Genomic DNA, 17,953 nt, shown 5'->3' on the forward strand with positions numbered 1-17,953 from the left:
ACCGAGTGCTTTTTGCGTAAAACTCCATTAGTATTGCATTAACGTCAAGATGTCGTAACCGTCAAGCTTCTTTCTGCCGTCCAGGTACGTCAGCTCAATCAAGAATGCAATTCCTGCCACAACGCCGCCCAATTCCTCTACAAGCTTGATGGACGCTTCGATTGTTCCACCAGTTGCAAGTAAGTCATCTGTAATCAATACACGCTGACCAGGACGAATCGCATCTTTATGAATCGTTAATACATCTTTCCCATATTCTAAGCCGTATTCGACTTTAACGACTTCACGAGGAAGCTTTCCTTCTTTACGAACCGGTGCAAAACCTACACCAAGTGCGTATGCTACAGGACAGCCAATAATGAATCCACGCGCTTCAGGTCCAACAATAAGATCAATGTCTCTTTCCTTCGCGTATTCAACGATTTGATCCGTTGCATAACGGTACACTTCGCCTTTATCCATTAACGTTGTAATATCTTTAAATTGTACACCTTCCTTTGGGTAGTCAGGTACAACTGTCACATATTGTTTTAAATCCATCTTTTCCTTTTCCTCCTCGTACGTCAAAGCACAGGTGAGACTTCGCTCATCATGCTATTCAGCCATTCCTTCAGCTCTTTGGCTGAGGAATATGTTAGTGTTTGATCGAGTTCCATCAATCGTTGTTTTGCTGTATAGGATGCTGATGCCGTTAAATCTTTTTTAGGGGCATCACGTACTATTGACAGCACACCATTCTCTATTTTAACAAAACCGAGTTCAAAAAACACCTTTGTCATAAAAATCATTGTATCTTTTGTCCAGCCTCTATGTTTCGCAAGCTCCATTCCTTGTTCCTTGAGAGGGAAACTTCCTCGTTTTAACAAGAATCCATAAAACCATTTGAATTGATCACGGCTAGGGAAAGAGGACATGAAATGATCTTCTTTTCTTTGGAAAACTGTATACACTCTAGCTGGCTTTTGATTTTCTAACAGCTGCCTTAGCAACTGTTCATCTGCAGGGACATCTGCAAAGACGACATACTTGCCTTCAACATCGAGTGTTGAAACATTTTCTGCATGGACATGATGAATCGGGATGGTGACTTCCTCTTTTGTTTCTTCGTCAAAACAGACCACCACATATTTTTCGGGGTCAAGCGTGGAGATTGTCTTTTCCCACTCCTTTTTGCCGCGCAAATCAAACAGCTGCCATTCATCTACTCGGGCATCTTTTAGCATGAGCTGTGGTTTCTTCCGGTTATTCCATTCATTGATGGACATTTCACCAATGACGGAAATCCGGCTACCTGTGACAATTTCTTCTTTCAATTGACCTTGATGAAAACCGACACAGTCAAGCAGTTTGTCTTCATCTTTCAGAGACATTTTGATATGATTTTGATTTGCTCCAATGGTTCGGATTTCTTCAAGTCTCGCATCTTCAATCATGATGAACGGCTTTGGATTCTGCATGCCAAATGGTGACAGCATCCCCACTTCTTCAATCGCTTCAACTGTCAATTCGTCTACCTTGCATACAGCATCGACCCGCTGAATCGGAATAAAGTCTTCCTCTGTCAACGTTTCATTCGCATATTGATTTAATCTTTCCCTTAGTAAAGGGACATCATCCGCTCGAAGTGTCATGCCCGCAGCCATCGGGTGCCCGCCGAAATGCGGCAGAATGTCGCGGCATTTGCTTAAATGGAAAAATAGATCGAAGCCGGGAATACTCCGTGCTGAACCTTTTGCCATTTGCGTCTCTTCATCTATTCCAAGCACAATTGCCGGACGAGAAAATGTATCCGTCAATTTAGAGGCAACAATTCCAACAACACCCGGATTCCAGCCAGCTTTCGCTACAACAATGGCAGACTGGTCATCACCTGTCTCTTCCACCATTTGAATGGCTTCTTCTGTGATCGTACTCACAATTTTTTGCCGTTCTTTATTCAGTTCTTGTACAAAACGAGCGAGTTCTTCTGCTTCATCCTTCTCCTCTGTCATGAGAAGATGAACAGCTGGATCTGCCTGTTCAATTCGTCCTACAGCATTCAGCCTTGGCGCAATTTGAAAGCCGACCGTTTCCTCATTTGCTTCTTCAAGAGTAGCACCTGCTTCTTTCAATAACGCCTTCAGTCCCGGTCTATTCGATTGCCGAAGCTGCATAAGCCCTTTTTTAGCGAGCCATCTATTCTCATCATGAAGCGGCACAAGGTCCGCTATTGTCCCAATTGCCGCAAGATCTAACAGCTGAGCTGGCAGCTTACCAAGAAGAGCATGAGCCACTTTAAATGCTACGCCTACACCGGCAAGTTCCTTAAAGGGATACTCACAGCCTGGCTGCTTAGGATGGACAATCGCAAGTGCTTCAGGCAGCTCTTCGCTTGGTTCATGGTGATCTGTAATGATCAAGTCTAACCCTATTTCTTTTGCAATACGTGCTTCATTTACAGCTGCAATGCCTGTATCGACGGTGATGACAAGCGATGCGCCTTGCTCTTTGATATATCGAAAAGCCTGTTCATTAGGACCGTAGCCTTCTTTAAATCGATCTGGAATATAAAAGTCTACTTTCGCAGACAACTCTTTTAATGTATGTAAAAGCACAGACGTACTTGTCACACCATCCGCATCATAGTCTCCGAAGATCACAATCGATTCCTGCTGTTCGATCGCTTTGTTGATGCGCTCTACTGCTTCTTTCATTCCTTTTAATAGAAATGGATCATGAAATTCGGCTTTTTGATCAAATAAAAAAGACCTCGCTTCTTCTACTTCTTCGAGTCCTCTTTTTACAAGAAGCGATGCAGTCAGCGCTGAAATATTCAGATTTTCAGAGAGTGATTTCACTTTTTCTTCGCTTGGATGTTCATATTCCCAGCGCATTTTGGATAATAACATAAATTCACCCCTCAACCACACTATTATACTAGAGTGGCCTGAGGGGTTTCAATTTTTATTTTATGAAATTGTGCTGGAAGATTATTTTTCCTTCCGATCAAATGATGCTGGCTGTTCTTTTAAAGGCGTCACATTCGGTTTCTTTTGAACGTCTTTGTCGATCTTTTTATTCGAAACAACAGGTGCAGGTGCGGCTGCACGCTCAGCTTTTAAAGCCTTTAGTTCACGTTTTAGTTTCACAATTTGGAAAACCCCTGCAAAAGCCACAATGAGTCCGCCCATGAGCACAGAACCAATAATGACAAGGATAAGCGGCCATTCAGCCGATCCAAATAAGTAGTCAACTTGCACTGGCCGCACATTGATTACGGCAAATACTGAGACAATTAATACGAAAATAAATGCGAGTATGATGGTCCATTGTTGTTTGTTCATCTACATATCCCCCAAGCTTTTTCTTTTATTCTTCCCTTTTCATTGTCCTTTTTAAACCCAGAAAGAAAAAGCGGAAGAAAATCTATCAGCATGGGCATGAATTAGCTGCTGAGTTTTTCTTTAATGAGGTTCTTTATTTCTTGTCTTTCTCCAGAAATAACAAGGGTATCCCCTTCTTCAATGACCGTTTCAGGTCCTGGATTTAACATTTTCTCATGTGATTTCCTCACGATAGCGATGACTGTTACTTGATAGTTTTGGCGGACATTGAGGTCTCCGATGGTTTGCTGAATAGCTGGTGCATTCTTTTCAATCTTAAACCATTCAATCATCAGTTCATCAATGGCTACTTCAACAGTTTCAAGCGCTTTCGGCTTATATACCATGCCGCCTAAGATTGCTGCAATTTGTCTTGCTTCTTCATCGTTTAGCAAGATACCAGAAATAGATTCTTCATGATCGTCCTCTTGAAAATGATACATTTCTCTCCTGCCGTCATCGTGTGTAATGATGGCAAGCTTTTCATTATTTCTTGTAATCATTTCGACTTTGTGACCGATACCTGGCAGTTCAGTTTCCCGAACCTTCATAACAGCCCCTCCAATGAATAAAGCCAAATGCCTCAAACGGACACTTGCTTTCTATACTGATCTAAACGTATGTCATTATAGCAAAAGACTATTTCAAGATCAATGATACCCGAAATGTTTTTTCGAATCGACTTATTCTCGGGAAATCTATTGAAAAAAGACTGCCAAAAAGGCAGCCTTTCTCAATTAAATATCTTGCTCAGTGTCAATCTTCGCCGGCTTTTTCAGCTCACGGCCTTTCCACATAAGCCAAATTTGCGCTGCGATATATAGAGATGAGTACACCCCTGTTAACAGACCGACAAGTAAGGCGAGGGAGAAGTTTGTAATCGATGCCGATCCGAAGATAAGCAGTGCGATCACAACAATTACGACAGTGAGTACCGTATTGATAGATCGTGTGAAAGTTTGCTGTAAACTCAAGTTAACGATGTAAGATAGATCTTCTACCGTTTTTGGTTTTCGTTTCTTCATTTGCTCACGAACCCTATCGAACGTCACGATCGTGTCATTGATCGAATACCCGATCACCGTGAGGATCGCCGCAATGAAGGTCACATCTACCTCTAAGCGTGTGATACTAAAGAATGCCACAATGAAGAATGCATCATATAAAAGGGAAGCAATCGCTGCAATGGCCATTTTATATTCAAAACGAATGGAAACATAAATAATGATCCCAATCGAAGCAATGATGATGGCATATATAGCATTACGTGCAAGTTCTTTTCCGACAGTAGGAGACACCGTGCTGACATTCGGTTCTGTTCCATACTTATCTTTAAAGTAATCTTTCACTTCTGCAATTTTTTCTTTATTTGGCACACCAACAAATCGTGCCGCTGCTTGATTTTCTTTTTGGCCAGATAACACAACACTATCTGTATCCAGATCTAATTTTTGAAAGTCTTGCTCGATTTGAGCAGTTGACAGCTTGTGGTCACTTTGAATGTCTACTCTTGTGCCACTTGCAAAGTCAATACCCGCATTGAGTTTGAAAATCGAAAGGACGATAATCCCCGCAATGGTAATGGCTACTGAGAAAATCATGAAACCTTTTCGCTTGCTGACAAAATCCCATTTATCAAATGGTGTTTTTGGTTCCGTATTTTCTGTTGTTTCATGAATATCGATGATGTCTTTTTGACGAACACCAAACCAGCCTTTCTTGCGATCAAGCGCTCGGCTTTCCACAAGCAGACCAAGAAGGAATCTTGATAGAAATACAGCTGTAATAAAGCTTGTTAAAATGGAAAGGATCAGCATCGTCGCAAACCCTTTTACAGAACTTGTCCCGAAGAAGAAAAGGACGCCCCCTGCAATGATACTCGTTAAGTTTGCATCAAAGATGGTCGCAAATGATCGGCGGTTCCCTGACCTGAAAGCAGAGCGGACAGATTTACCGAGCTTAAGCTCCTCTTTGATTCGTTCATATGTGATGATGTTGGCATCAACCGCCATCCCTACTCCAAGAATCAGTGCCGCAATTCCAGGAAGTGTCAGAACAGCCCCCATCCAGTCAAACACCTGTAAGGTAATATAGATATACGTTGATAACGTGATGACAGCAATAAGACCAGGTATTCGGTAATAAAAAAGCATGAATAAGAAAATGAGGGCAATTCCCACAATCCCTGCAAAGACAGTTTCATTTAATGCCTGTTCACCGAATTGCGCACTCACTGATGTAGAGTACTTTTCAGTTAATTTCACTGGCAATGCCCCAGCATTTAAAATACTTGCAAGGTCTTTTGCCTCTTGGACAGTAAATTTCCCTTCAATTTGCACGTCACTGCTGTTAATTTCTTGATTCACATTCGGCGCAGAGACATACTTGTGGTTTGATTTTGAGACTTCTTTTTTGAAGGAATCTCCTTTGTGGTAATCAAGCCAAATGACAAGCTGGTTATTCGGCGCCATCGCCGCTACTTTTCTTGTGACGTCACCAAATTTTTTCGCATCCTTTAGTTTAACCGTCACAATTGGCTCATTCGTTTGACTGAATGTTTGTTTTGCACTGTTTTCGACTAGGTCAGCCCCGTTTAGGAGTTCTTTATCATTCGTATCTCTGAAGGATAGCTGTGCTTCAGTGGAAAGAATCTCCCTAGCTCTGTTTTGATCTTTTACCCCCGCAAGCTGCACACGGATACGATTGTTGCCTTCAATCGAGATGTTCGGCTCACTTACACCTAGCACATTGGCTCTTCGGTTTAAAGCCTCCACCGTACTGACGAGGACACTATTTGTAATCTCGTCCTCTTTTTTCACTGGATGTACATCATACAGGACTTCAAATCCACCCTGTAAATCCAGCCCTAGCGTCATATCTTTCGCAACAGGCTTTGTTAGTAAGCCTACGCCAGTTCCGATTAACAGAACCACTAAGAAAAACGCAAGAATGCGTCCTTTTTTCATTATGTATTTCCTCCTTAAACACCTGAATCCATTAAGATGGCTTATTTCAACAGTTCATCTAGCATATTCTTGCCATCTTCACTGTCCAAAAAAGCAGACGTTTTAAACGACTGAACGGTTGCATAGTTCATAAATTCGCCAATTTTCACAGATAAAATATCTGCAACCATTTCATGAATCGGATACTCTTGTTTTTTCTTCCACTTCTTATTCTCTAAGTATGACCATAATTCCTCTAAATCTACATCTTTATAGCCCAAAACGATGAATTCTTCAAGCTTACTGAACAGAAAAGGCTTTAAATGGTCTTTGTAAATTGCAGCCGGATGTTGTGTCAATGGGATGCTCCCCCTTTTCAGTTTTTATCGAGAGACTTGTCATGCTTGGACGATATACACGCATATCTTATTGTATATGATTCTATGTCGTTTGAGAAGGCAGGTGATCTTTGATTTGACGAAGCAAACGTTTTTAAAGGGCACGATTATTTTAATTTTAGCAGGTTTTATCACGAGAATATTGGGTTTTGTCAATCGAATTGTGATTGCAAGGTTCATTGGCGAAGAAGGAGTCGGGCTTTATATGATGGCTGCTCCTACCTTTTTTCTCGCTGTGACACTGACACAATTCGGACTGCCTGTCGCTATTAGCAAGCTTGTCGCAGAAGCAGAAGCCCGTGGAGACAAACAGAAAACAAAACGAATTCTTGTCATGTCTCTTGCGATAACAGGGACACTCAGTTTGATATTCACGCCGCTCTTTTTATGGTTTGCACCCATCATGGCAGAAAATATGCTGACAGATCCTAGAACAGTCTATCCACTGCTTGCCATTACGCCCGTTGTCCCAGTCATCGCCATTTCTAGTGTGCTGAGAGGATATTTTCAAGGCAGACAGCAAATGAGCCCGCTTGCCACCTCTCAAGTGCTGGAACAGGTTGCAAGAATTTCTCTAGTAGCCGTATGTACAACAGCTTTTCTTCCTTATGGAATTGAATATGCGGCAGCAGGAGCGATGATTTCATCTGTCATTGGAGAGATGATTTCACTTGCTTATTTACTGATTGCCTTTCGTTATAAAAAGACCATTCGTATTCGAAAACGATTTTTCAAGGCGATTCATGACGGTAAGGACACGTTTAAGCAGCTGATGAGTATTGCCCTGCCAACAACAGGCAGCCGATTTATCGGGAATATTTCGTGGTTTTTAGAGCCGATAGTTGTCGCGCAGAGTCTCGCCATTGCTGGATATGCGGCTGTTGAGGCGACAAGACAGTACGGGGAATTGACTGGTCTTGCGCTGACTCTTTTGACACTGCCAAGCTTCATTACGTATTCACTCTCCACGGCATTAGTCCCGGCGATCAGTGAAGGAATGGAGCAGAACAAACGCAAAACGGTCGAATACCGGCTGAAGCAGGCGATGCGTCTTTGTCTACTCAGCGGAGGTATTTCCTGTATTATTCTTTTCGTTTACGCAGAAGATTTAACGCTCTTTATGTATGGTTCATCGCATGCGGCTATTTATGTGAAATTCATGGCACCATTTTTTCTTCTATATTATTTTCAAGGGCCGCTTCAAGCCGTCTTGCAAGCACTTAATTTGGCTGGTGCGGCGATGACGAATAGTCTGATAGGTGCTGTTGTGAAAACAGGAATGATCTTTGTTCTTGCTTCACAGCCGGGCTTTGGCATTATGGGGGCAGCACTTGCGATATTAATCGGCATCGTCCTTGTCACGCTGCTTCATGCGGCAACTGTCGGTAAAGTACTGCCTATTCATTTACCAATGAAGGAATATGGGATATGTGTTCTTGTGATCATCGGCACTGGGGTGGTGAGCCTTTGGCTGAAATCTCAAATGAACGGATTCTTTTCTGCCCCGATTGAGCTGATCATGCTGATTTTTGTGACGTGCGCGCTGTATGTCATTCTATTAATCTGTCTCGGTCTAGTGAAGAAAGAAGAGCTGCGCCGCATCCCGTTTATTGGGAAGCTGCTCTAGCTCATCTTTTTTTGATCACTTCATCTTTCAAATCAATATAAAATGTCTTTTGATTAAAGCTGCAGTAGGAAATCTGCTCTATATCATGATAGCCCCTTTTGGTCAGCTCACCTTTCAACCATTGTTCATTTTGATTAATTTGCTTCAGGTGATCATGCTGCACAACCCCATCTGCAATAAGTGGCAGCTCAAGCGCTCCGTGTGCGTGCTTATTTTCTTTTTCAACGACCGCAAGCTTTCCGGATGGCTCTAAAATGGCGTAAGAAACATCCTGAATGCTATCGATGTTGTTTTCTCTTAATTGAATGAGCAGGTCATCAAAATTGTATCGCTGTTTTCTCATCGCACCTTCGTCGATTTTCCCATTGATGATGAGCAGGACCGGTTTACCGTCAAGAAAGCGCCGGACACCTTGGAATTTCAATGAGAGGTAGGCAAGTGTAATTTGAATGAAGGTTAACAGCAGAATCGGCCATACCGTATGTAACATATGATCCTCGACTTCTTCTATAGCGAGAACCGCAATTTCAGCGATCATCATAAAAATGACAAGATCTAAAATGCTCAATTCGCCAATTTCTCTCTTGCCCATTAGCCGAAAAATAAACCATATAAGAAAATATAAAATGATTGTTCTCATCGAGATAATCCAGATATCCTGCATGTGATGTAAACCCTCCTTCTCTCACATAGCTTGTGTCAAAACCCTTTATTTATGTAGAAAAGAAAGCCTCTGCTTTTATCGTGAGAAACATGTCTATTTTTTCTTCACGGTGAATACATTTTAGTAAAAGACAAGCTTCGGTCAATTGGAGAGGAGACGAATCACATGCAGGAAACGAAACAAATTGGAAAAGGGATTTTATCCGGCTTAATGGCCATTTTTATCGTCATGATTGTCACAAGCTTACTTGTATCGCTCATGCTTACCTTCACAAGTATGCAGGAATCATCGTTTAAATGGATGATTATGATTTTGTCCTTTGTGGCACTTTTATTAGGAGGGATCATTTCTGGAGGAAAAGCAAAGGAACGCGGCTGGCTCATTGGTGCGATCACTTCGCTGATCTTTTCTCTCACTGTATTTTTGTTTCAATATTTAGGGTTTGGAGCAACCTTTTCACCAGAGCAGTTCATCTATCATGGGGCATTTTTAGGAATTTGTATGCTCGGCGGGATGATTGGCGTCAATCTTCGAGGCAAATAAAAAAAGAGCGGATCTATATCGCTCTTTTTTTTATGGCTATGTATCGGAGGATTAGCCTTTGTCAGCTAATTCTCTAATAGCACGACGATCGAAAGTTAAACGGTTGTTCTCGCTAGTTTTGATGACCACTTTTGATTCATCAATGTAGTCGATTTCACCGTGTAAACCACCGATTGTGACGATTTTATCGCCTTTTGATAAAGATTGCTGCATCTGACGCACAGCTTTTTGTTGCTTTTGCTGTGGACGAATTAATAAGAAGTAAAGCACAGCAAACATGACAACAATCATAATGATTGAACCCATACCACCATCCATTCTATTTCACCCCTTTCTAATGCATTGTAAAGCCTTTTCGTTTATGCGTTAAAAGTTTTTCGCATTCGGTTCGTTAAAGCCGTAACGCTCAAAAAACTCTTCTTTAAAATCACCTAAACGATCCTCACGGATAGCTTCTCTCACTTGCTCCATTAATTTTAACAGAAAATGAAGATTATGATAAGTTGTTAATCGAATTCCGAACGTTTCATTTGTTTTGATTAAATGTCTAATATAAGCGCGTGTGTAGTTTTTACATGTGTAGCAGTCACAATTTTCATCGATTGGTCTAAAATCACGCTCATATTTTGCATTTTTCACAACAAGACGTCCTTCGCTTGTCATGAGCGTACCGTTTCTGGCAATTCGCGTTGGCAGCACGCAGTCAAACATATCTACACCGCGAATGGCACCGTCAATTAAGGAATCTGGCGAGCCGACACCCATTAAGTACCTTGGTTTGTCTGCTGGTAACAATGGCGTTGTGAACTCAAGTACACGGTTCATCACATCTTTTGGTTCCCCAACAGATAAGCCACCGATGGCGTAGCCTGGGAAATCAAGTGACACGAGATCTTTTGCACTTTGTTTACGAAGCTCTTCGTATTCTCCGCCTTGGATGATTCCAAACAGCCCTTGATCCTCTGGACGCTGATGCGCTTCTAGACAGCGTTCTGCCCATCTGCTTGTCCGCTCTACTGAATGTTTCATGTAATCGTATTCTGCTGGATATGGCGGGCATTCATCAAATGCCATCATAATATCAGAGCCAAGCGCATTTTGGATGTCCATAGCCTTCTCAGGAGAAAGGAACAGCTTATCTCCATTTAAGTGATTACGGAAGTGGACGCCTTCTTCTTCAATTTTTCTAAACTCACTCAAAGAGAATACTTGAAATCCTCCTGAATCGGTCAAAATCGCTCGATCCCAGTTCATAAATTTGTGCAGACCGCCTGCTTCTTTCACAATGTCATGACCTGGACGGAGCCATAGATGGTACGTATTGCTTAAGATGATGCCTGCTTCCATTGCCTTTAGTTCTTCAGGTGCCATCGTTTTAACTGTAGCCAGTGTACCTACTGGCATAAATACAGGCGTGTCAAAGGAGCCGTGCGGTGTATGAACGCGCCCTAGTCGTGCACCTGTTTGTTTGCATGATTTAATGAACTCATAACGTATCGGTAATTGCGACAAAATGAGCCCTCCTGTCTTTGTTGTATGATGTTATTGAATCAGCATGGCATCGCCAAAACTGAAGAATCGGTATTCCTCTTTTACAGCCTCATTGTACGCCTTTAAGACATGCTCTCGCCCAACTAATGCGCTGACAAGCATGATTAACGAGGATTTGGGCAGATGGAAATTCGTGATCATGCCATCAATTGCCTTGAATGTATAGCCTGGGTAAATAAAGATTGACGTCCAGCCGCTTGACGCTTTGAATTCGCCATCATGCGCACTTGCAATGGTTTCTAGCGTTCTCGTTGACGTTGTCCCCACTGAAATAATTCGCCCGCCTTCCCTGCGAACGCGATTAAGCTCTGCCGCTGTTTCTTCATTCATTTCGTAAAATTCCGCGTGCATTTCGTGTTCTTCAATACGATCTGCACTGACCGGACGAAAAGTACCAAGCCCCACGTGCAGTGTAATGAATGCGATGTGCACTCCCTTTGCTTTCAGCGCATCCAGCAGCTCGTTTGTAAAGTGAAGACCAGCAGTTGGAGCAGCAGCGGAGCCGACTTCTTTCGAATACACGGTTTGATAGCGTTCACGATCGTCAAGCTGTTCTTTAATATAAGGAGGCAGCGGCATTTCACCAAGGGATTCAAGTACTTCATAAAAAATGCCGGTATACTGAAACTCAACTTTTCTTCCGCCATGTTCTAATTCTTCTGTACATACTGCTTGAAGCCGTCCATCACCAAATGTGATCACTGTTCCTTTTTTCACCCGTTTGGCTGGTTTTACAAGTGTTTCCCATTTGTCGCCTTCCTCTTGTTTTAAGAGAAGCAGTTCAACTTTTGCACCTGTATCCTCTTTCATTCCAAACAACCGTGCCGGCAGAACGCGTGTATTATTTAAAACGAGACAATCACCCGTTTGAAAATAATCGGTGATTTGTGAGAAAGTATCGTGTGTCATCTCACCCGTTTGTTTGTTTAAGACCATCAGTCTTGATGCGTCTCGTTTTTCAAGCGGTACTTGTGCGATCAATCTTTCTGGTAAATCAAAATCAAATAGTTCTAACTTCATTTCCTTCACCTATTCTGTAGTTAACTAGTTAACGTTATTTCATCCGTCCAAAGATATTCAGTAATATCGTGAGCACGATGCTAATGACAATGCATGTGATCACAGGGAAAAAGAACGTCACATTTCCTTTTTTCACAAAAATATCACCTGGAAGCTTACCAACCAATTGAAATACTAATCCTGCGGCAAAAAGGACACCACCTAAAATCATCAATATTTTAGGGAATTCAGTCACGAATCGGAACCTCCATTTGAAAATGTTCATACGCTTCTCTTGTGACGACCCGTCCTCTTGGTGTTCTTTGCAGGAAACCAATTTGCAGTAAATACGGTTCGTACACATCCTCAATCGTATGTGATTCTTCTCCTATTGTCGCTGAGATTGTATCAAGCCCAACAGGACCGCCTCTAAATTTTTCGATCATACTTAAAAGCAGCTTGTGATCGATATGATCAAGACCAAGCTTATCGACTTGAAGGCGCTCAAGGGCATCTTCCGCAATGTCCTCGGTAATCGCATGATTCCCAAGCACCTGCGCAAAATCTCTTACTCTTCTGAGCAGACGATTGGCAACCCTCGGCGTACCGCGGGAACGTCTTGCGATCTCTTCGGCTGAGCGAAGATCGATCCCAATCTCGAACAGCTCGGCTGTTCTTGAGACAATGTGAGCCAAATCTCTTTGCTCATAGTATTCCAATCTTGCATGTACCCCAAACCTGTCACGAAGCGGCGCTGTTAAAAGTCCGACACGGGTCGTGGCTCCTACAAGTGTAAATGGCGGTAAATCAAGCCGTACAGAGCGCGCTGTATCTCCTTTGCCAATGACGATATCTAAACAAAAATCCTCCATTGCCGGATAAAGCACTTCCTCAATTGAGCGCTGTAAGCGATGAATTTCATCTATAAACAGCACATCACCTGGCTCAAGAGACGTTAAAATAGCCGCCAAATCACCAGGACGTTCAATCGCTGGTCCAGATGTCGTACGCAGCTGAACATTCATTTCATTGGCAATAATCGACGCAAGCGTTGTTTTCCCGAGTCCGGGCGGTCCGTATAAAAGGACGTGATCGAGCGTTTCCTGCCTCATACGGGCAGCTTCAATAAACACGCTGAGGTTATCTTTTACTTTTTGCTGACCGATATATTGGCTAAGTGTCTGAGGCCGCAGACTTTGCTCAATGGCTGATTCATGGTTGTCTGCTTCAGTTGAGACGAGCCGTTCATCCATGAGACATCACCCTATTTCAACATTTTTTGTAAAGCTTTTTTCACATATTGATCGGTTGTGAGATTCTTTTCTTCTTTTAACAATGGAAGAACCTTTTTAATTTCACGATCACCGTATCCGAGAACAGTTAAGGCTTCAAGCGCTTCGTCTAATGCCGTTTGCTGCGTTTCGACCTGAATATGGTCCTCGTGATTAAATAGATTTCCAATCATTTCCGGAACGACATCAGCTAGCTTTCCTTTTAGATCGAGAATGATTTGGCGAGCTGTCTTTTTGCCAACGCCAGGGAACTTAATCAGGAACGCTTCATCTTCACGTTCTATCGCTGAAATGACAGCGCCAGGATCACCGGAAGCAAGAATCGCTAGAGCCCCCTTCGGCCCAATCCCTGTGACATTTAACAGTTTTGTGAACAGCGCTTTTTCTTCTCGTGTTTGAAATCCATATAACGAAAAAGCGTCTTCTTTTATGTAATGATACGTATAAATCGTTTCTTGTTTATTGATTTGATAGATAAACGGGTTTGGGCTATAGACTTGATATCCTACTCCGCCGTTTTCTATGACAACATATTGCGGGCACACATAATCAATGGTCCCTTTTACAAACTCTATCACCGTTTTCACCTCTTTGACTGTTCTTCATTGTAACATAAATCGAGAAGAAAACCGCAATAAAAGTTAACATACGTTCGCTCAATCCATTTTTACGATGACACCACGAAAAACAGCTTGCGGCCTTCACACCAGCAAGCTGTTATACGCTTTAAAACGATATTTCATTTCGGTAAGGCTTCATGACTTCAAGCACATGCTCAAATTCATCCTTTGTTCGAAAAGGAATGCCTTGCTCAAGCTGCTCCTCCACATGACTTTCTAAACGGGACGTATCAATTTGAAAAAAGAGATGAATGGGCTCCGCCCAGCCGTCAGGCCTTCCATGAAACGTAGAAATGACACCGTCCTCTGATAATCCGATATATCCATTTGCTTTGCTTAATGGAGAGATATCATCAATTTGCTTTCTAAAAAGCGCAAAATCCTCTTTCTGTTCTACTAGCGTCCAGCCTTTATACTGCGACCAGAATGTGTCTTTGTCTTCTAATGAAGCACGGTGTCTTTCAATACTCACATCTCCGTCTAGATAGACTTTTTCAAGCTGTACGGTGATCGAGTTTGACTGCTTTTGCAAGTGTTCTTTTCCTTCCATATCCGCAGCGAAAAAAAGCACACTTGTCATGATAAGTCCTGTAACGAAACATTTCATCTTCACTTTCACTATTTACACCTCTTTAAAACATGAGATCGATGCATGACATATGTAGTTTGACCCATTTTTCTAAACATTAACCAAATGGATGACATGAATATATGGGAAGAGTCTTTCGTTGTATCCTTCATTCGTAAATGGTATGTTTTATACAATCCATTGCTTTATCGAATGCTCGGTTTTTTCATCATTCGTTTTTCAGCCGCATAAACTGAAACCAAAGAAGGTGAAGTCAATGTCAGAAGTCAAAAAATTAGCCGAATCGATTCAGTATCATGAGGATAAACGTCTTCATAAGCTTGCCTTTAAACCGGCAGAGCTTGAGCTGTGCGGCAAAGGAAGAAGTGCCTATGTCTTTTCATACAAAAAAAACGGCAAGAAAATGGCGTTAAAAGTCTTTTTCCCTTCTTATCAGCATATTGCCCGTAAAGAAGCCGCTATTTATGAAAAACTCTCTGGTTCGTCTTACTACCCTGAGATTTATGAATCTGGGGATCAGTATATTTTAATGGAATATATTAAAGGATATACATTCTATGAATGCCTCACAAAAGGGATTCCTATTAAAAAACAAATGATTGAACAAGTCGATGATGCGCTAGAAGAAGCACGCGAGAAAGGATTGAACCCTTCTGATATCCACCTAAGGAATCTAATCTTAACGAAGGAAGGACATGTCAGGGTCATCGACGTTGCCCGTTTCACACAAACAAAAGCATGCCACCAATGGGATGACTTAAAAGCCGCTTACGCTTATTATCAAAAACCTTTCTTCCCAAAGAAAGCACCGCGTCTATGGCTTGAAGTGATTGCTTATTTATATAAAAAGAACTGGCTGTCCCGCGGTCAGCTTAATAATCGGAATGATTTTTCTGCATAATGAAAGCCGCTCTTACCGAGCGGCTTTTCTGTGTCAATCTGTTTCAACATGGATGCTATTCACATTTAATAAGTTAATGATTTCATTATTCAGCTTAAACCAATGATTGGCTTCTTCAATTTTCTTATACACATCATAGGTAGCTGGACGTTTTAGCTCGAAATCAAGCACTTCCCCATTGTTCATATGAAATGTTACCTTAAATACTTTCATCATAAGATCACCTTCCACTCTCTCTTGTTAGCTGGCCGAATAGATCGGCTCTTTTCATTCATTCTCTACTTAACTCGTTTCCCCTCCTTCTTTCCTTTCAAACACAAGAAGTTTAAATTTTGTTTAAATTCAAACAACATCTCTATCCCTCTTCTTTGCAAAGAAGTATATTGTTTTAAAAAGGAGGTTTTCTTTTGAAACGGAAAAAGAAACGAACATCTCCAGAAAAACAAACAGTCTTGTTTCATTTAACAGATGCCCTCATTCCGAGTCTGGACATGATAGGGGCTGCATTAAAGGCATTTTTCCACCTCTTAAGAAAAGCCTTTTCCGCGATCTGATAAAACCCCGCACAACATGCGTGCGAGGTTCTTTTTTAGGATGAATATATTTGACTTCCTTGGCTGATAAACTCCTTCGCCTTCTTCTCCATCTCTTTTTTCACTTCTTCTGATTGATTGCGAATATCATGGGAAATTTTCATGCTGCAAAACTTCGGTCCGCACATCGAGCAAAAATGGGCAGTCTTAGCGCCTTCAGCAGGCAATGTTTCATCATGGAACGCCATCGCTCTTTCTGGATCAAGTGACAGGTTGAATTGGTCCCGCCATCTAAATTCAAACCTTGCTTTCGATAAAGCATCATCGCGCTTTTGAGCAGCAGGATGTCCTTTCGCTAGATCAGCAGCGTGTGCAGCAATTTTATAGGCGATCACACCTTCTCTTACATCTTCTTTGTTCGGCAGCCCTAAATGCTCCTTTGGCGTCACATAGCATAGCATCGCTGTTCCATACCAGCCAATCATAGCTGCGCCGATGGCAGATGTAATATGATCATATCCCGGAGCAATATCTGTTGTAAGAGGCCCTAATGTATAAAATGGTGCCTCTTTGCAAATCTCCATTTGCTTGTCCACATTTTCTTTGATTTTATCCATCGGAACATGTCCAGGTCCTTCAATCATCACCTGAACATCATGTTTCCAAGCGATCTCTGTCAATTCACCTAACGTCTCCAGCTCTGCAAACTGCGCTTCATCATTGGCATCAGCTATTGATCCTGGTCTAAGCCCATCTCCAAGTGAAAAGGCAATATCATACGTTTTCATAATCTCACAAATATCTTCGAAGTGGGTATAAAGGAAATTCTCTTGATGATGAGCAAGACACCACCTTGCCATAATGGCACCGCCTCTTGAAACAATACCAGTCACTCGATCGACTGTCAGCGGAATATACCTTAAACGCACACCCGCATGAATCGTGAAGTAGTCTACTCCTTGCTCTGCTTGTTCAATTAACGTGTCTCTGTACACGTCCCACGTCAAATCTTCTGCCACGCCATTCACTTTTTCAAGCGCCTGATAAATGGGAACAGTTCCTACTGGGACCGGGCAATTTCGTATGATCCATTCCCTCGTTGTATGAATGTCCTTTCCTGTAGACAGATCCATCATGGTGTCTGCACCCCACCTGATCGCCCATGTCATTTTTTCAACTTCCTCATCAATGGATGATGTCACAGCTGAATTGCCAATGTTCGCATTGATTTTGACATGAAAATGCCTTCCGATAATCATCGGTTCACTTTCAGGATGGTTAATATTCGCTGGAATGACGGCTCTTCCGCTCGCTACTTCCTCTCTCACGAACTCAGGGCTTAGCTCTTCTCTTAACGCGATGAACTCCATTTCAGGCGTTACAATACCTTTTTTTGCATAATGCATTTGCGTTACACAGGCACCTTTTTTTGCGCGAAGCGGCTCATGATGAAAATCAGTATGAACATGTTGATGAGACGCTTTCTCTTTGGAGCGATATCCGTTATCTTCAGGTTTTACATGACGTCCTTCATACCTTTCTATATCCCCTCTTTCTTCGATCCATGCTGCTCTCAGACGGTTAAGCCCCTTTGTCACATCGATATGGGCACGCTCATCGGTGTAAGGTCCACTCGTATCGTACACACGAATCGGTTCATTTTGAATGTTTCCCGCCTGCGTCACCGTTTGCGTGAGGGCAATTTCTCTTTTTGGCACTAAAATGTCAGGTCTTGACCCTTTCTCATACACCTTTCGGCTGCCATCAAAGCTTGATAATAACGATTGAGTTGTTGGAGTATTTTCCTTTTCTTTCATTTGCTGTTCTCTCCTTCTCTTCTTGTCACCGGACAGGATGGAATCAGCACCAGCAAAAAACCAGGCTCTATGAAAAGAACCTGGTTTCGTCGTTAGAAATAAACATGAATGT

At 42.2% G+C, this 17,953-nt stretch carries 20 protein-coding genes; 4 read left to right on the forward strand and 16 right to left on the reverse strand.

Annotation, left to right across the window (positions count from 1 at the left end; all coding sequences use genetic code 11):
* Positions 1–27 precede the first annotated feature (27 nt).
* The 6 genes from ACQYAC_RS06555 to ACQYAC_RS06580 all read right to left on the reverse strand — a co-directional run bounded on the left by ACQYAC_RS06555 (position 28) and on the right by ACQYAC_RS06580 (position 6,666).
* A complete protein-coding gene (locus ACQYAC_RS06555) occupies positions 28–540 on the reverse strand; it encodes an adenine phosphoribosyltransferase (RefSeq protein WP_003216770.1) in 513 nt (170 codons plus the stop codon).
* 23 nt (positions 541–563) lie between these two features.
* Positions 564–2,888, reverse strand: a complete 2,325-nt coding sequence (recJ, locus tag ACQYAC_RS06560) for a single-stranded-DNA-specific exonuclease RecJ (protein ID WP_429942967.1) — start codon at positions 2,886–2,888, stop codon at positions 564–566.
* Positions 2,889–2,969: 81 nt separating this feature from the next.
* Positions 2,970–3,323: a LapA family protein gene (locus tag ACQYAC_RS06565; protein WP_429942968.1), complete on the reverse strand. Its 354-nt coding sequence runs from the start codon at positions 3,321–3,323 to the stop codon at positions 2,970–2,972.
* 101 nt (positions 3,324–3,424) lie between these two features.
* A complete protein-coding gene (locus tag ACQYAC_RS06570; protein ID WP_058014558.1) occupies positions 3,425–3,913 on the reverse strand; it encodes a cation:proton antiporter regulatory subunit in 489 nt (162 codons plus the stop codon).
* Between the two features lie 186 nt (positions 3,914–4,099).
* Positions 4,100–6,328, reverse strand: coding sequence for a protein translocase subunit SecDF (gene secDF / locus ACQYAC_RS06575; protein WP_429942969.1), 2,229 nt, complete (start codon positions 6,326–6,328; stop codon positions 4,100–4,102).
* Positions 6,329–6,369: 41 nt separating this feature from the next.
* A complete protein-coding gene (locus tag ACQYAC_RS06580; RefSeq protein ID WP_003216788.1) occupies positions 6,370–6,666 on the reverse strand; it encodes a post-transcriptional regulator in 297 nt (98 codons plus the stop codon).
* Positions 6,667–6,781: 115 nt separating this feature from the next.
* Between ACQYAC_RS06580 and spoVB the strand changes: the two genes are divergently transcribed.
* Positions 6,782–8,332, forward strand: coding sequence for a stage V sporulation protein B (gene spoVB, locus ACQYAC_RS06585; protein ID WP_429942970.1), 1,551 nt, complete (start codon positions 6,782–6,784; stop codon positions 8,330–8,332).
* 1 nt (position 8,333) lies between these two features.
* On the opposite strand, the gene ACQYAC_RS06590 is transcribed toward spoVB, so the two are convergent.
* Positions 8,334–8,996, reverse strand: coding sequence for a DUF421 domain-containing protein (locus ACQYAC_RS06590; RefSeq protein WP_429942971.1), 663 nt, complete (start codon positions 8,994–8,996; stop codon positions 8,334–8,336).
* Positions 8,997–9,161: 165 nt separating this feature from the next.
* Here ACQYAC_RS06590 and ACQYAC_RS06595 point away from each other — a divergent pair, with 165 nt between their 5' ends.
* Positions 9,162–9,539, forward strand: coding sequence for a TIGR04086 family membrane protein (locus tag ACQYAC_RS06595; RefSeq protein WP_058014554.1), 378 nt, complete (start codon positions 9,162–9,164; stop codon positions 9,537–9,539).
* Positions 9,540–9,590: 51 nt separating this feature from the next.
* Here ACQYAC_RS06595 and yajC read toward each other — a convergent pair whose 3' ends face one another.
* The 7 genes from yajC to ACQYAC_RS06630 all read right to left on the reverse strand — a co-directional run bounded on the left by yajC (position 9,591) and on the right by ACQYAC_RS06630 (position 14,608).
* A complete protein-coding gene (gene yajC / locus ACQYAC_RS06600; RefSeq protein ID WP_003216659.1) occupies positions 9,591–9,857 on the reverse strand; it encodes a preprotein translocase subunit YajC in 267 nt (88 codons plus the stop codon).
* Positions 9,858–9,905: 48 nt separating this feature from the next.
* Positions 9,906–11,051: a tRNA guanosine(34) transglycosylase Tgt gene (gene tgt / locus ACQYAC_RS06605; RefSeq protein ID WP_429942972.1), complete on the reverse strand. Its 1,146-nt coding sequence runs from the start codon at positions 11,049–11,051 to the stop codon at positions 9,906–9,908.
* Between the two features lie 30 nt (positions 11,052–11,081).
* A complete protein-coding gene (queA, locus tag ACQYAC_RS06610; protein WP_429942973.1) occupies positions 11,082–12,110 on the reverse strand; it encodes a tRNA preQ1(34) S-adenosylmethionine ribosyltransferase-isomerase QueA in 1,029 nt (342 codons plus the stop codon).
* Positions 12,111–12,144: 34 nt separating this feature from the next.
* Positions 12,145–12,345 carry a DUF2905 domain-containing protein gene (locus tag ACQYAC_RS06615; protein ID WP_012010741.1) on the reverse strand — a complete coding sequence of 67 codons (201 nt, stop codon included), beginning with the start codon at positions 12,343–12,345 and terminating at the stop codon, positions 12,145–12,147.
* A complete protein-coding gene (gene ruvB / locus ACQYAC_RS06620; protein ID WP_050943663.1) occupies positions 12,338–13,342 on the reverse strand; it encodes a Holliday junction branch migration DNA helicase RuvB in 1,005 nt (334 codons plus the stop codon). The genes ACQYAC_RS06615 and ruvB overlap by 8 nt, the downstream gene beginning before the upstream one ends.
* An 11-nt stretch (positions 13,343–13,353) precedes the next feature.
* Positions 13,354–13,959, reverse strand: a complete 606-nt coding sequence (gene ruvA / locus ACQYAC_RS06625; protein WP_058014551.1) for a Holliday junction branch migration protein RuvA — start codon at positions 13,957–13,959, stop codon at positions 13,354–13,356.
* A 148-nt stretch (positions 13,960–14,107) separates the two neighbouring features.
* Entirely contained in the window at positions 14,108–14,608 is a 501-nt protein-coding gene (locus tag ACQYAC_RS06630) for an intercompartmental signaling factor BofC (protein ID WP_176372696.1), read from the reverse strand.
* A gap of 238 nt (positions 14,609–14,846) precedes the next feature.
* On the opposite strand from ACQYAC_RS06630, the gene ACQYAC_RS06635 reads away from it, so the two are divergent.
* A complete protein-coding gene (locus ACQYAC_RS06635) occupies positions 14,847–15,491 on the forward strand; it encodes a protein kinase family protein (protein WP_429942974.1) in 645 nt (214 codons plus the stop codon).
* Positions 15,492–15,524: 33 nt separating this feature from the next.
* Here the strand turns inward: ACQYAC_RS06635 and ACQYAC_RS06640 are convergent, their stop codons facing one another.
* The gene (locus ACQYAC_RS06640) at positions 15,525–15,707 is read right to left on the reverse strand and encodes a hypothetical protein (protein WP_003216799.1); all 183 of its coding nucleotides are present in this window, start codon (positions 15,705–15,707) and stop codon (positions 15,525–15,527) included.
* 191 nt (positions 15,708–15,898) lie between these two features.
* Here ACQYAC_RS06640 and ACQYAC_RS06645 point away from each other — a divergent pair, with 191 nt between their 5' ends.
* Positions 15,899–16,045: a hypothetical protein gene (locus ACQYAC_RS06645; RefSeq protein ID WP_167550609.1), complete on the forward strand. Its 147-nt coding sequence runs from the start codon at positions 15,899–15,901 to the stop codon at positions 16,043–16,045.
* A 35-nt stretch (positions 16,046–16,080) separates the two neighbouring features.
* On the opposite strand, the gene thiC is transcribed toward ACQYAC_RS06645, so the two are convergent.
* Positions 16,081–17,841: a phosphomethylpyrimidine synthase ThiC gene (gene thiC, locus ACQYAC_RS06650; protein ID WP_061408803.1), complete on the reverse strand. Its 1,761-nt coding sequence runs from the start codon at positions 17,839–17,841 to the stop codon at positions 16,081–16,083.
* Positions 17,842–17,953 lie beyond the last annotated feature (112 nt).

The organism is Bacillus sp. MM09(2025) (genome assembly GCF_050496725.1).
GTDB classification, from domain to species: Bacteria; Bacillota; Bacilli; order Bacillales; family Bacillaceae; genus Bacillus; species Bacillus pumilus.